The following is a 14,293-nucleotide window of genomic DNA, read 5'->3' as shown; positions in this document are numbered from 1 at the left end:
GATGAGTCGGCACCATTCAGCCGCCTGGCCGCGTGTCGACGGCTCCGGCGTCCTCGGGGGCGGCATCGTCGGCGTCCGCGAGGCCGGAATCGTCGGTGGCCTCAGGAGATTCCGCCACGATGCGCATCGGCGCCAGCCAGAACAGAACCAGTGAACTGGCGACGATCACCGATCCGAGCACGATGTAGGCCTGGCTGAGCGGGCCCATGAACGCCTCGCGGGCGCCATCGAGGATGCGGGCGGCGAGTGGCCCCGCCTGATCGGCGAGACGGTCGGCGACGGCGCTCGCCTCGGCGAGGGACCGGCGAATGGTGTCGGCTACGGCATCGGCCTGCGTAACCAGTGCCTGCCCGCCGGCAGCGTCACCGGCGGCGATTCTCTGCTGACCGGCCTCGACCATCTGGGCGCGCGTCTCATCGGCCACCGGGCCGATCCGTGACGACCAGCCGGCCGCCACGATGCTCCCCGCCAATGCGATCCCGATGGCCGCGCCGACTTCGCGAGACGTGTCGTTGACCGCGGACCCGATGCCCTGGTTGTCCAGGGGAGTATTCGACATGATCGCCGTGGTCGACGTCGCGTTCGCCAGCCCGATACCGCTGGCGAAGATCCCGAGAATCCATGCGACCGAGAGATAGTCGTCGTAGTCGATGGCCCCCATGAGGATGATGCCGACCCCGGAGAGCAGGACGCCGCCGCCGATGAAGTACTTCACCATGTGGAAGCGGACAGCGGCCCAGTTGCCGACCAGTGAAAATATGCCGACGCCCACGACGAAAGGAAGCAGGGCGAGAGCGGACTTGAGCGCGGAGTATCCGAACACCAATTGGAGTTGCTGCAGCAGCAGATAGAACATGCCGAAGGAGCCGAGGAACTGTATCGCCACCGACAGGGAACCCGCCCCGAAGGCGCGGTTGGCAAACAGGCGGATGTCGAGCAGCGGTGACTCCCGCCGCAACTCGATGATGCAGAACACCCCGACGAGCGCGATGCCGCCGACGAGACAGACCAGAACGACGGGATCATCCCATCCGCGATGCGGCGCTTCGAGGAGACCGAACACGATGGCCGTCACCGCAAGCACCGACGACACGGTGCCGAGATAGTCGAATGCGCCGGGATTGCGGTCTCGTGAGGTGCCGATGGTGAAGCACAACGCCGCCGATATCACCGATGACGCGGCGAAGGTGATGAAGATCGAGTGCCACGAGAAGAATTCGAGCAAGATGCCGGTCACCAGGAAGCCCGCGATGGCGCCACCGCCTGCGACAGCCGCCCAGATGCTGACAGCCATCGCGCGCCGCGACTCCGGCACGCCGGAGGTGATCAACGAGAGGGTGGTCGGCATGATGAGCGCGGCGGCCGCGCCGGCAAGGCAGCGCGTCGCGATCAACTCGGTGGGGCTGCTCACCCAGATGGCGAGCAGGGATGCGATGCCGAAGAACACGAGACCGGCGATCAGAACGCCGCGACGGCCGAATCGATCACCGACGGCGCCCGCCGGCAGCAACAGCGCGGCCAGCGCAAGGGTGTATCCGTCGACTATCCAGGTCATCTGTCCGGCGTCGGCGCCGACGTCGATGGCGATGTCGGGGAGTGCCGTGTTCAGCGCGGCCATCGCCGCGACGACCATGCTCACCGCCGCGCACGCGATCGAGATCAACCACGCAGACCGGAGGTCGTCTCGACTCATACTCGGGCGCATCGCCTCACCTCATCAGATCCCCGGTCGCGGTGTTGCTGTTTCGTAATCGAGACACGCGGTGTCGGCGACGTCAACCTGAGCGCAACATGTGACACATTTATCACTGCAGTAACAAATCCCGGCGATTGTCGGCCGTTCGGTCGACCATGACCCGGACAACCGAAAGTGGGAGATCATGGCGTCATCCCGTGTCGCCTCTTCACAAGGTACCGACTACTCGCCTGTGCGCGTGCACGTATGGCGTGTGCTCTCGATGGTGGCGGCGTTGGTCGCGGTGGTCGTCGGCCTGCTCGTCATCGTCACATCTGCCGCCTGACACGATAACGCGCGCCGCCGAGGACTCCTCGGCGACGCGCGCGTGTGGCGGGTGGAATCAGCCTGCGTGCTTCTCGATTGCGGCGCCCACTCGCGGGAGCGCCGCGATGACATAGCCTTTGGCCTTGCCTCGCAACGAGTTGTATGCCTTGGCCAGCGACGGCTTCGCGGTCGCAGCCTGATCATCGGTGACTGTCAACAGTGCCTCGGACGCGGTATCGCCGTTGGCGACGAGGTGATCGCCGAAGGCGACCCCGGCAGGCTTCGAGTCCCACAGCGGTGCAAGCGCCGACAGGAAGTCCGGGAGCATCTTGTCGGTCGCCGATGCGGTGATGCCGGGCTTGACCTTCTGGGCGGCCGCGTAGGCCGTCTTCACGGCGGCGCCGCCGAGTCCCTTCTGGTCCGACACCTCGGCATCGATCACCTCGACAAGGTCGGCGACCACGGCGGGGCGATCGTTGTCGAGCAGGGACTGCAGCGAATCACTCATGAGTTCTCCTCGCGGATGCCCGGCGGCCGGGCAAAGTCGACGGCGGTTGTCCGCGTCGAGATTACTGCCCGGCCGACCGGGTTGGGGTCACGCGCACCGTGCTGTGGCGCAGACCACTCGAACTCCTCGATCAGTACTTCTCGGACTGTCCTCCGTCGATGGGGATGACGGTCGCATTGATGAACGACGACTCGTCGGAGAGCAGGAAGGCGACCAGGTGACCGACCTCCTCGGGTCGGCCGAATCGCTTCATCGGGTTCACGCTCACGAACTGTCGGCCGGCTTCTTCCCAGTTCTCCGGATCCAGCTGCTTGAGCGAACCCTCGACCATCGGGGTCATGATGGCTCCCGGTGCGATGGCCTTGACCGAGACGCCGTACTGCCCGTACTCGATTCCCGAATTACGGGTCAGGCCGACCACCCCGTGCTTGGCGGCGGCATAGCCCGACTGGTTGCCGACGCCGCGGATGCCGCCGACCGATGCCGTGTTCACGACACTGCCCGATCCCTGCTCCTTCATGACCGCGAGTACGTGCTTGAGCCCGAGGAACACTCCGCGCAGGTTGATCGAGAGCACCTTGTCGAACTCGTCGGTGCCGAAGTCCTGGGTGAGATCCTGCTTTCCCTCGATACCTGCGTTGTTGAAGAACGCGTCGATACGACCGAAGGTCTCGACGGTCCGGGCGACGTAGCCTCTGACCGCATCTTCGTCGGCGACGTCAGCGACGATCTGGATCACCTTGGTGTCGGAGGCGACCTCGGCAATGGCCTCTGCAGTCCCGGCCAGGCCCGTCTCGCTGACGTCCACCAGAGCCAACGAGGCCCCTTCGCCGGCGACCCGAGTCGCGGCGGCCCTGCCGAGCCCCGAACCCGCGCCCGTGATGAGTACGATCTTGTCGCTGAATCGAGCAGTCATGGTGCGAACCTTCTTCCGTGAAAGGCCGGCCCGTCCCATTGGCGGGTCGTACAGTCGTCATAACGAGACTTATGGTTCCGTTATTCCGGAGGGCAGCTGAGATGGTCGACGATGAGGTTGTGCGAGGGCGAGGTCGTCCGCGCGACGAGCGACTCGGCGAGAAGATCCTCGATGCCACCCGGGCGCTCATCGACGAGGTCGGATATCACCAGACCACGATGGATGCCATCGCCGCCCATGCGGGCGTTGGCAAGGCGTCCTTGTACCGGCGCTGGCCGACGAAGGCCGCGGTCATCACCGACGCCGTCGCCGCCGACCTCGCCGCGCCCCCGGCTCCGGACACGGGTTCGGTCGGCGGGGACGCCCTGGGCTACCTGCGCGACCTCAGGCACGCGCTGACGCTCCTGGGTGGGCCGTCCGTGGTCGCAGGCGCGCTCGCCGAGCGCGGCGAGGCCGGGCAGCTCGAATTGCGTGAGATCCTCCGCGCATGGAACGAGCCGGCAGCAGAGGTCCTGCGTCGGGGGATCTCACGATCGGAGCTGCCTGCCGACCTGCCGATCGACGTCATCGTCGACAGCTGGACGGGCTACCTGATCTATCAGATCGTGTTGGTCCGCGTGGTGCCGTCCGACGACGACCTGCGCCGGCTCGTCGGCCTGTTGCCCGCGGGATGATGTCGACAGCGGTGAGATACCCACCGCCGGTGAGATATCCACCCCCGGTCAGTGGTGAGATCCCTACCGCCGGTGAGTGGTGAGTTACCTACCGCCGGTCGAGTAGTCGGTCGAACCGCCGGTCGAGTAGTCGGCGAGCGTAGCGAGTCGACGTATCGAGACCCCGTGTTGCCGAACGCGTCTCGTGTCGTCAGCGCGCGACGGTGAGTACCACGTTCGCCAGTGCCGGCGCGCCGTCGCGGTCGGCGACGGTCGCCGTGACGAGAAGTTGCCCGCCCTCGTCCCAGACATTCACGTCCAGCGTCTCACCGGGGAACACAACACCGGCGAAGGACGCCGAGTAGTCGCGGACCGTGGTGACATCGCCACCGAGTACGGCATCCGTGACGGCGCGGCAGACTGAGCCGTAGGTGCAGCGGCCATGCAGGATCGGACGCGGGAAACCGGCATTCGCGGCGAACTCCGGGTCCGAGTGCAACGGATTACGGTCGCCGCACAGCCGATAGAGCAGTGCCTGTTGGGGGAGCGTCGGCACCGACAGCCGATGATCGGGCTCGCGATCCGGGTAGGTCACTTTGGCGGACGCGCCGCGTTCGCCGCCGAAGCCGCCCTCGCCCTTGGCGAAGATCGACCACTGGGTGGTCCACAGCGGCCCGGCCTCGTCGGACGTCGCTGCTTCCAGGATGACGACCGCCGCGGAGCCCTTGTCCTGGACCTCGATGATCCGTGTCCGGCTTGTCGCCTTGCCTGCCGCAGGCAATGGGCGGTGTGCGGTGATCTTCTCGCTCCCGTGCACCACCTTCGCGAGATCGATGTCGATGCCGGGAAAGTTGACTGTCGGGGGCTCGGTCATGTGGAACGACGCGGCGACAGCGGCGAACGTCGGCAGTACCTTCGGCGCGATGTCGTCGACGTAGGCGAGCCCGGTGGTGTCCATCGGGTCGGCCGCTGCGCCGACGGCGAGGTGATACAGCGCGACGTCGGAGGCCGACCATTCGAAGGAGACCTCGCCGAGATCGGCGCCGACGGCTACGGATGGATCGATGGGCACGGTGATCAGGCTCCTGTGGTGCTCGTGGACGGTGCGGCGGTCTGCGCTTTTGCCGCAGCATCGAGGGCTGCGAGATATCCGAAGACCAGGGCCGGACCGATGGTGGCGCCCGGGCCGGCGTAGGTGTGGCCCATCACCGGTGCGCTGGTGTTGCCTGCGGCATAGAGGCCGTCGATGACCGACCCGTCGGCTCGCAGTGCGCGACCGGATGCGTCGGTGTCGATGCCGCCCTTGGTGCCGAGGTCGCCGGGAACCATCTTGGCCGCATAGAACGGCGCCTTGGCCACCGCGCCGAGGCTCGGGTTCGGCTTGTTGGTGATGTCGCCGTAGTAGTGGTCGTAACCGCTCTTGCCACGTCCGAAGTCGGCGTCCACACCCGAGCGTGCAAAGCCGTTGAATCGCTCCGTCGTCGCCGCGAGGGCGTCGGCAGGCAGGCCGGTCTTCTCGGCGAGCTCGGCGATGGTGTCGGCCTTGACCACCACGCCCGACTCCAGCCATTTCTTCGGAAGCGGTTGGCGTGCATTGATTCCCGCGAACAAATAGCGGTTGCGGCAGGTCTGGTCGAAGATCAGCCACGACGGCACGTTGGTGCCGGGCCCCTCGCCCTGACCGAACTCGCCGCCGTACATCTGATGCACCGCCTCCACGTACGGCAACGATTCGTTCATGAATCGTTGTCCCTGCTCGTTGACGATGAAGGTGCCGGGAACGGACCGTTCCGACAGCGCGAACCACGGACCGCGGGGCAGCGGGATCGTCGGGCCCCACCAGGCGTCGTCCATCAGCGAGACCGCAGCGCCGATCTTCTGTCCCGCACTGATGCCGTCGCCGGTGTTGGACGGTGCGCCGGTGGTCCAGTCCGAACCGATCGGCTCCCGCTGGTACTTGCGCCGCATCTCGGCATTGTTCTCGAAGCCGCCGCACGCCAGGATCACACCGTGCCGAGCGTGGATGGGGAAGGTCGCGCCGTCGGACTCGGCGACCACGCCGACCACGCGGCCGTCCTCGGTCAGCAGATCGGTGAGACCGGTGTTGAGACGGAGCGGGACGCCGAGCTGACGGACCCCGAGAAGGAGTTCGGCCGCGAGTGCGGCGCCCATCGCGATGAGCTTCTTGCCGCGCGAGCGGGCCCAGAAGAACCGACTACCGACCTTGGCCATCCGCAACGGCCCCCGCCAGTGCCGGAGACCGGTGTTGAGCCAGCGGTAGTCCGACTGCAGCACCACCATGTTCAGTGGAGCCTTGGTGTACTGCGGATGCAGGGTCTTCAGGTCATCGCCGAGTTTGCGGGCGTCGAACGGGCGGGGCTCGACGGACCGACCGCCGAGGCGGCCACCGGGGGCCTCGGGGTAGTAGTCGGAATAGTTCTTCACCCATTCGAGGTCGAGCGGGGCGTTCTTCATGAGGAAGTCCAGTGCCTCGGGCCCACGGTCGATGTAGGCGTCGATGCGCTCGGCGGGCGCATGGTCGCCGATGATCGCGTGCACATACTCGCGGGCCTTGTCGGTGGTGTCGTCGACACCGTCGCGCTTCAGCACCGAGTTGTTCGGGATCCAGACGCCACCGCCCGAGCGCGACGTCGAGCCACCCCAGTACGGGGACTTCTCGATGATGACGGTCTTCAGACCGCTCGCGGCGGCCGTGATGGCCGCACTCAAGCCGGCCGCCCCGGCGCCGACGACGATGACGTCGTACGTCTCGCCCTCTGTCGACTGTGCCGTGGTGTTCTGGTGTGCAGGATCGATCGCGCCGGCCATGGAAGTCCCTTCGTGCGCCGCGGGGTGCAACAAGTTCTCGTTCTGAATTAGAACACGTTGCAGAAATGGTACGCCAGAGGAGGCCCGCAACTCCGGGTCAACGAGAGCTCCCGACGTCGAGCGATCCGAACAGCGGAGGCAGACCCCCGCGGTGCAGCATCTTGGTCCGGAGGGCCTTCACGGTCGCTGCGTCGACGCCCAGTCCGCGATCCAGGAAGCGATCGAACGAGCCGTACGACTGGCGGACCTGGTCGAACGAAGCAGCGAGGAAGCTCCTCTGGACGCCGAGAATCGGGGTGAACAGCGAGGGGTCGGTCACCAGCCCGCGGTCGACGAGGTATGTCATCTGCGCCTGGTTGCTCGCGGCCAGGCGAGAGTTCGATGCGAGGTAGTCCTGGAAGACGGTCCGCTCGGGTACGCCGAGGGCGGTCAGCAGGAAAGCCGAGATGAGACCGGTTCGGTCCTTACCCGAGGTGCAGTGATAGAGCAGCGGTGTGGTGGACGTGGCGATGTCACGCAGGGTCGATCCGACCTGGCGACGGGCCGCAGCGTCCGTGATCATCCAGCGGTAGTAGTCCTGCATCATCCGCGCTGCCCCGCCCCCGCCGAGGGCCTGCTGCTGGGCCGCCGGGCCACTGCCGATGATCCGGTTGACCGTCAGATAGAAATCGTTGTCGGGATCCCAGATCGGTCGCTTGGTGTACCGGACCGGCGGCAGACTGTCGGGGCTCGCGGCGACCTCGTTGGGTGACCGGACGTCGACGACATCGGTGACGCCGAGTGCGACGAGCTTCTGCTTGTCCGCATCGGTCAGCGTGTTGAGTGCATTGCTGCGATAGACGACGCCGGTGCGGACGGTGGAACCGTCCCGGGTCGCGTAACCGCCGACATCACGCGCATTGACGGCCGAGATCCCGAGGCTCGCGCCGGCGACCGGAGCCGCGGATGCCGACGGTGCGGACTCCGGAATCGTGGCGATGCCGACGGACGTCAGGCAGATGCTGACGGCCGCAACGGCGAGGCGGATGCCGTTACGACGGCGAATGGTGGTCAACACGGGATGGTTACCTCTTTCTCGAGTGGAATGCCGATCAGAATCTGATCCGGGCGAAATCACTGTGCGGACGGGCCTGGCATGCCAGGACGTAGCCGGCTTCCAGGTCGTCCTCGTCGAGCACGCCGGTGTCGGTCATCGTCACGTCGCCGTCGACGACGACGCACGCACAGGTGCCGCATTGCCCTTCGCGGCAGGAATAGGGGACGTCGATCCCGTGGGCGAGCATCGCTTCCACGAGATTCTGCGATCGCGGCCAGTCGATGGTGTGGGTGTTCCCATCGCTGACGACCTGCGCGGTCGCCGCGTCGGTCGCGGCGAGTGGATCAGACTCCGCGGTGGGTTCCGACGCGCTCTCGGCGAAGGGATCGCCGCGCAGAGATGCGAAGACCTCGGCGTGCACCCGTGACCGCGGTACGCCGAGGCCTGCCATCGCGTCGCGAACCGTTGCCATGAACCCCGCGGGACCACACATGAAGGAATGGCGATCGGCGAACGGTTCGGCCAACCGTGCGAGTTCGTCGGCGGTGGGTTGTCCCCGGACGGATTCGAGCCAGTGGATCACGACCAACCGGTTCGGGTGCCGGGCTGCGAGGTCGCGTAGTCGCCCATCGAAGATGATCGAATCGGCGTCGCGGTTGGCGTAGATGAGCGTGACGTGCCCGCTCCCGGTCGCGAGGGTGGACTTGAGAATCGAGAACAGCGGGGTGATGCCACCACCGGCTCCCCAGAGGAGGAGGTCCTCGTGCACCGACGCCGGCGTGAAGACGCCGGACGGCGGGAGAAGGTCGACGATGTCTCCTTCGGACACGTTGTCGCACAACCAGTTGGAGCCATAGCCATCTTCGGTGCGCTTGACCGTGACCATCAGTTCGTCGTCGCTCACCGGGCAACTGGCGAGGGAGTAGCAGCGGGCCACCGACCCTGTCGTGTCGCTCGGGATGCGCAGAGTGAGGAACTGCCCGGGACGATAGATGAAGTCGTGCGCGCGGTGGGACGGCACCTCGAACACGATGGACTTCGCGTCCCGGGTCTCGTCGATGACTCGTGCGACCCGGGCCGACGCTGGACGCGGCGGGGCCACGCCGGCGGCAACCGTCGTCATACCAACCTCCTTCGTTGTGATGACGTCATGGTGTGTGGTGGGTCGGCCCCGCGCAGTGGCGGATTCTGTTGTCCGGGAGAGATGTCGGTGGCCGCCCACTGAGTGGGAGGCGTGCGGCCTCGTCCGGGGGTGACGGCCTTAGGGTCGCGGCCATGCACAGGTGCTCCGGGAGAACCGAATGAATCGCATGCGTGACCAGGTCGTCCTGGTCACCGGCGCGGCCAAGGGGATGGGGCGAAGCCACTGCGTGCGGCTCGCCGAGGAGGGCGCGAGTGTCATCGCGGTCGATCTCGAGGCGTCGGCCGACGACCTGGCCGGCACGGTACGCGAGGTCGACTGGGTGGGTGGGCGCTGCGTCACTGCTTGTGCCGACATCCGCGACTTCGAGAGCCTCGCTGCGGCTGTTGGTCACGGCGTCGACGAGCTCGGCCGCCTCGACGCCGTGGTCGCCAACGCAGGTGTCTACCCGGAGGCCCGCCCATCCTGGGAGATCGACGAGGACGACTGGCGCCGAGTCGTCGACATCAATCTGACCGGAGCGTGGCACACGGTCAAGGCGACGGTGCCCTTGATGCAACCGGGCGGATCGCTGGTGATCATCGGTTCGACCAACGGGCTCAAGGGGATGGCCGGGACGGCGCACTACTGCGCGAGCAAGCACGGTGTCGTCGGGCTGACCCAGACGTTGGCGAACGAACTCGGCCCGAACGGTATTCGGGTGAACGCCGTCCATCCGGGATCGGTCGGTACGTCGATGATCCTCAACGAGCGCGTCTTCGCGAAGCTGCGTCCCGACCTCGCTGCACCCGTCGAGGACGACGCGGCAGTCGCGCTCGCCGCCCGCAATCTGCTCGGCGTGCCGTGGGTCAGCCCCGTAGACGTCAGCAACGCCGTGCTGTTCCTGTTGTCCGCGGAGGCACGCTACGTCACCGGGACGAATGTCGTGGTCGACGCCGGCCTCGTGGCGAAGGTCTCGTGATGGGCCGCGTGGCAGGGCGGGTGGCCTTGGTGACAGGTGCGGCGCGCGGCATCGGGCGGGCTCAGGTCTTGCGCTTCGCCGAAGAAGGGGCCGACATCATCGCCGTCGACATCTGCCGGTCAGTGGAGACGACGGTGACACCGCCATCGACTCCCGAGGATCTCGCCGAGGTGACAGTGCTTGCCGAGAAGCTGGGCGCACGGGTGGTCTCCGCCGTCGTCGACGTTCGCGACGGCGAGGCCCTCCGCGGCACCGTCGATGCTGCCGTTGCCGATCTCGGTGGCCTCGACATCGTGTGCGCCACAGCGGGTATCACCTCGAAGGGGGCCGCGGTCGAACTCGGAGATGACGAGTGGGACACGATGCTCGATGTCAATCTCACGGGAGTGTGGCAGACCTGCAAGGCGTCCGCGCCCCACCTCATCGAGCAGGGTGGTGGTGCGATGATCCTGACCAGTTCCATCGCAGGGTTGCGTGGACTCTCCGGAGTGGCCCACTACGTGTCGGCCAAGCACGGCGTCGTCGGCCTGATGCGGTCGCTGGCACATGAACTGGCGCCCTACGGCATTCGGGTGAACTCGGTACACCCGACCAACGTCGACACGCCGATGATCCAGAACCCCATGGTCCGAAAAGCGTTCCGGCCAGATCTGGAGAATCCCACCCGCGAGGAGTTCGCAGCCGCGGCCCAGACGATGAACATGTTGCCGGTCCCGTGGATCGAATCGGTCGACATCGCGAACGCCGCGTTGTTCCTCGCCTCGGACGAGGCGCGATACATCACGGCGGTCACGCTGCCCGTCGATGCGGGGTCGACGCAAAGCTGACAGCGCGACTCGCACCCTGACCGACGACGTGGCCCGTGTGCAGCGGGGCCACGTCGTCGTTTGCGTCGAAGACTTTGCCATCCGTGATCATGTTGCAGTGCAGATCATCTCGTGACGCGTTGGGATGACCATCTGTCCCGAACAGCGGGAACCTCGGCTGGTGCAGGTGGTTCGGTGCCGGTGTGATGTGACTGGCACCACATCCGGTGGTCGTCGATCACTTTTGTTCCGACCCGCGGTCTGCGGGCCGGTTTTCCTGGAAGGTACGCGATGCCTGTACAACCCACTCCGAGCGAGGGCTCGAGCGTCACGCCTGGCGCGACGACATCGGACGACCATCAGCGCGTCTGGACGCCCCGGCTCGTGCTCGGTCTCGTGTCCATCGTGCTGTTGCTGGAGGTCCTCGCGATCAGCTATCTGATGATCTCGACGGCACTACCGTTCATCGTCACGCATTATCAGACGACTCAGGGGGCCTGGCTGCTCACAGCATTCCTGCTCACCGGCGCGGTCACGGCGCCCGTCATCGGTCGCCTCTCGGACATGTTCGGCAAGCGGCGGCTCCTGCTCGCCTGTGTCGCTCTCGCCGCGGCCGGATGCCTGTTGTCGGCGATCGCACCCTCGTACGGCGTGATGATCGCCGGCCGTGCATTGGCCGGATTCCTCGTCCCGTGCCTGTTTCTCGGCTATTCGTTGATCCGAGATGTGTTCCCGCCGAAAGCCGTCGCACTGGCGGTCAGCATCGCGACGACCGGGATGGGCCTGGTTGCGGTGCCTGCGCCGTTCCTCACCGGCTGGCTGATCGACGACTTCGGATTCCGCAGCATCTTCTGGTTTCTCTTCGCCGTGGTGGTCGCGATCGGCTTCGCGATCCTGGTCACGGTCGACGAGTCGCCGCTGAGGGTGCGGACAACCGTCGACCTGGTCGGCGCGGTGCTGCTCGGTGCGGGCCTGGCCGGAGTGCTGGTCGGCGTCAGCTTCGGGCCGTCCTGGGGCTGGACCGCAGCATCGACCCTCACCTACCTCCTCGGTGGGGCCGCGTTGCTCATGGCATGGCTGGTGTCGGCGAGAACAGTTGCCGCGCCGCTGGTCGATCTGGACGTTCTGCGTCGTCGTCCGGTGTATCTCACGACCATCAGTGCCGGTGTCGCCTATGGGATCTCCGGGCTGTTCGCGGTTCTGTTGCCGATGATGGTGATGGTTCCCGGCATCATGGGACTCGGGTACGGCTGGGGTCTGTCGGCTGAGGATTTCGCGCTGTTCCAGCTGCCGATGGTGATCGCAATCGTGGCAGGCGGACTGCTCGTCGGTGTGTTGGTGAGCCGCGGATTCGCTCCGCGGCTGCTCATGCTCGCGGGCCTCTCCTTGATGGCGATCGGCATGCTCGTGGTGGCGTTCAACCATTCGGAGAAGTCGACGATCATCCTGGGAGCGGTGATTCTCGGCCTGGGACAGGGTATGTCGTATGCGGCCGTGCCGAACCTGGTGATCGAGGCCGTGTCACCAACGCTGCAGGCGAGTACGGCCAGCATCGTTGCGGTGAGTCAGAGCATCTTCCCGGCGGTGCTGTCGGTGGTCGCGTTCACCGTGCTGAACAATTCGCACGTGGCGATGGTTGCGCAAGGCGCCACGTTCTATGACTCGGACGGGTTCACGGTGGCCTTCGTGATCGGTGCGATCGTCTCGGTGGTCGGCGCGCTGACAGCGCTCGCCATGCCACGACGCGCGACTGACGAAATCGCCGAGACCGCTGGAGTTCTGGGCGCTGCCTGATCGGCAACGACGCCATACGGTGTCGCGTATCGTGCACCACTCACGAAGGGTCGAAGGACCGTGATATGGGTGGGCGTCGGATACGCGACACCGTGTGGTGTTTCGTTCCCGCTGCTTCGATCGAGGGAGAGTGTTCGGGATGGAGGAGCGACGTCGTGTCTCAGGAGGCAGCGGCGCCTGCGCGTCGGCCGAAGAACGTGCCGTCGCCCAGCGAGGTGCCACTGATGTAGCCCCAGGAGTGCAGCCCCGACGTCGCGCGCCCGGCCGCGAAGAGTCCTGGTATCGCCTCTCCGTCGAGATCCAGAACCGCGCCGTCGACCGTGGTGCACAGGCCCCCGAGGGTGAAGACCTCTGCACCACCGCCACCGGCGGCTCCGTATTCCGGTGGGGCGATGCCCTTGCGGACGTCGATGGCGGCGAATGGAGCCTGCAATGGCCGTAGCCACCGCGCAGACTTGTGGAAGTAGGGATCGATGCCCTCACCGGCATACCGGTTGTACTCGGCCACGGTGTTCTGCAGGGCTCCGTCGGGCATGCCGACCTCGCGTTCGAGCTCCGAGACGGACTCGGCGACGAAATGAGGTACCACACCCCATCTCTCGTTCTCCGGGACCTCCTCGTACCCTTTCTCGTCGAGAATCACCCAGACCCGCAATCCGTGCTTGAACAGAGCGGCCTGACCGACCAGGCCGGGGTACACGTCCTCGTTGATGAAGCGTTGGCCCAGTTCGTTCACGATCATTCCGCGGACCATCATTCCGGGGATCAACGAGATGCCGACCTGGCCGGCCGACATGTGTCGGATCGCGGCACCGGCGGCCTGTGCCATCCGGATACCGCGACCGTCGTCGCCGCCGTCGCTGTTCACGCCCAGGCTGACGAGCTGTGGGGCGTGCTGAGCGAGCATCGCGGTGTTGTCCGCGAATCCGCCGGTGGTGATCACGACCCCGCGTCGCGCCCGGTAGGTGACGGTCTCGCCGAAATGACGGGCGGATACGCCGACGACGCGATCGCCCTCGACCATGAGTCGTTGGACCGCGGTATCGGTGTGGACGGCCACTCCCGATGCCGCGATCGCGTCACTGAGCACCGCCATCAGGACCTTGCCGCCGAAGCCATCCGACGTGACGCGGTGACCGCGCGGTGCCGGTGTCGCGAGGTCACAGAAGGGATACGCGTTCTCTCCCATCCACATCAGGCCGTCGTCGGTCGGTGGGACCCAGGTGGGTGAGTCCCACAGCGACGGCGTGAACGGAACGCCCTGTGCGACCAGCCATTCGTAGTGCTCGACACTGCCGTGGCAGTAGTGGCGGACCTTGTCGGCGTCGGCGTCCGGGCCTAGGGCCGCGAGCAGGAACTTCTCCATTTCCGCAGGCGTATCGGTGAATCCGCACGCCTGCTGGATCCCGGTTCCGCCACCCAGATAGATCTCGCCGCCGGACAACGCGGCCGATCCTCCGCCACCGCTCTGCCGCTCGAGGAGGATTGTGCGGGCGCCGGCGGTGTCGGCCTCGAGGGCGGCGGCCGCACCGGCACAGCCGAATCCGATCACCAGCACGTCGGTTTCGTGGGTGAACTCGTCGACCTCGGATGCTGCCAGCGGTCGGACGGATCTGGTCGTGGCGTGCATGCCTGGCCTCCTGCGGG

General features: G+C 66.4%; 13 protein-coding genes. 5 read left to right on the top strand and 8 right to left on the bottom strand.

The genetic code is table 11. From position 1 onward, the window contains the following. Positions 1-16: 16 nt before the first annotated feature. Positions 17-1,693, bottom strand: coding sequence for an MFS transporter (locus IDF66_RS08595; RefSeq protein WP_387999036.1), 1,677 nt, complete (start codon positions 1,691-1,693; stop codon positions 17-19). Positions 1,694-1,880: 187 nt separating this feature from the next. Here IDF66_RS08595 and IDF66_RS08590 point away from each other — a divergent pair, with 187 nt between their 5' ends. Then, positions 1,881-2,021 (top strand): hypothetical protein, encoded by a 141-nt coding sequence (locus tag IDF66_RS08590; protein ID WP_190266530.1) that lies wholly within the window; start codon positions 1,881-1,883, stop codon positions 2,019-2,021. Positions 2,022-2,078: 57 nt separating this feature from the next. Here the strand turns inward: IDF66_RS08590 and IDF66_RS08585 are convergent, their stop codons facing one another. Beyond that, positions 2,079-2,510 carry a DUF6918 family protein gene (locus IDF66_RS08585; protein ID WP_190266529.1) on the bottom strand — a complete coding sequence of 144 codons (432 nt, stop codon included), beginning with the start codon at positions 2,508-2,510 and terminating at the stop codon, positions 2,079-2,081. A gap of 130 nt (positions 2,511-2,640) precedes the next feature. After that, positions 2,641-3,426: an SDR family oxidoreductase gene (locus IDF66_RS08580; protein ID WP_190266528.1), complete on the bottom strand. Its 786-nt coding sequence runs from the start codon at positions 3,424-3,426 to the stop codon at positions 2,641-2,643. Between the two features lie 119 nt (positions 3,427-3,545). Here IDF66_RS08580 and IDF66_RS08575 point away from each other — a divergent pair, with 119 nt between their 5' ends. Continuing rightward, entirely contained in the window at positions 3,546-4,100 is a 555-nt protein-coding gene (locus tag IDF66_RS08575; RefSeq protein ID WP_317628635.1) for a TetR/AcrR family transcriptional regulator, read from the top strand. Positions 4,101-4,290: 190 nt separating this feature from the next. On the opposite strand, the gene IDF66_RS08570 is transcribed toward IDF66_RS08575, so the two are convergent. The 4 genes from IDF66_RS08570 to IDF66_RS08555 form a co-directional block, all read right to left on the bottom strand. Then, positions 4,291-5,151: a MaoC/PaaZ C-terminal domain-containing protein gene (locus tag IDF66_RS08570; RefSeq protein ID WP_190266526.1), complete on the bottom strand. Its 861-nt coding sequence runs from the start codon at positions 5,149-5,151 to the stop codon at positions 4,291-4,293. Between the two features lie 5 nt (positions 5,152-5,156). Next, the gene (gene kstD, locus IDF66_RS08565; protein ID WP_190266525.1) at positions 5,157-6,908 is read right to left on the bottom strand and encodes a 3-oxosteroid 1-dehydrogenase; all 1,752 of its coding nucleotides are present in this window, start codon (positions 6,906-6,908) and stop codon (positions 5,157-5,159) included. A 97-nt stretch (positions 6,909-7,005) separates the two neighbouring features. Continuing rightward, complete coding sequence (locus IDF66_RS08560; RefSeq protein WP_190266524.1) at positions 7,006-7,962, bottom strand: tyrosine-protein phosphatase; 957 nt, start codon at positions 7,960-7,962, stop codon at positions 7,006-7,008. Between the two features lie 37 nt (positions 7,963-7,999). Next, positions 8,000-9,067, bottom strand: coding sequence for a ferredoxin--NADP reductase (locus IDF66_RS08555; protein ID WP_190266523.1), 1,068 nt, complete (start codon positions 9,065-9,067; stop codon positions 8,000-8,002). Between the two features lie 178 nt (positions 9,068-9,245). Here IDF66_RS08555 and IDF66_RS08550 point away from each other — a divergent pair, with 178 nt between their 5' ends. From IDF66_RS08550 to IDF66_RS08540, 3 genes are all read left to right on the top strand, one after another. Continuing rightward, positions 9,246-10,046 carry a mycofactocin-coupled SDR family oxidoreductase gene (locus IDF66_RS08550; RefSeq protein WP_190266522.1) on the top strand — a complete coding sequence of 267 codons (801 nt, stop codon included), beginning with the start codon at positions 9,246-9,248 and terminating at the stop codon, positions 10,044-10,046. Next, the gene (locus tag IDF66_RS08545) at positions 10,046-10,873 is read left to right on the top strand and encodes a mycofactocin-coupled SDR family oxidoreductase (protein ID WP_190266521.1); all 828 of its coding nucleotides are present in this window, start codon (positions 10,046-10,048) and stop codon (positions 10,871-10,873) included. Before IDF66_RS08550 ends, IDF66_RS08545 begins: the two co-directional genes overlap by 1 nt. A gap of 270 nt (positions 10,874-11,143) precedes the next feature. Continuing rightward, complete coding sequence (locus tag IDF66_RS08540; protein WP_190266520.1) at positions 11,144-12,646, top strand: MFS transporter; 1,503 nt, start codon at positions 11,144-11,146, stop codon at positions 12,644-12,646. A gap of 160 nt (positions 12,647-12,806) precedes the next feature. On the opposite strand, the gene IDF66_RS08535 is transcribed toward IDF66_RS08540, so the two are convergent. Then, complete coding sequence (locus tag IDF66_RS08535) at positions 12,807-14,276, bottom strand: FAD-dependent oxidoreductase (protein ID WP_190266519.1); 1,470 nt, start codon at positions 14,274-14,276, stop codon at positions 12,807-12,809. Positions 14,277-14,293 lie beyond the last annotated feature (17 nt).

Origin of the sequence: Gordonia hankookensis (genome assembly GCF_014673215.1) — a bacterium.
Classification (GTDB): Bacteria; Actinomycetota; Actinomycetes; order Mycobacteriales; family Mycobacteriaceae; genus Gordonia; species Gordonia hankookensis.
The sequence above is the reverse complement of the archived record's forward strand: the minus strand, read 5'-3'. Positions and strand labels throughout refer to the sequence as shown.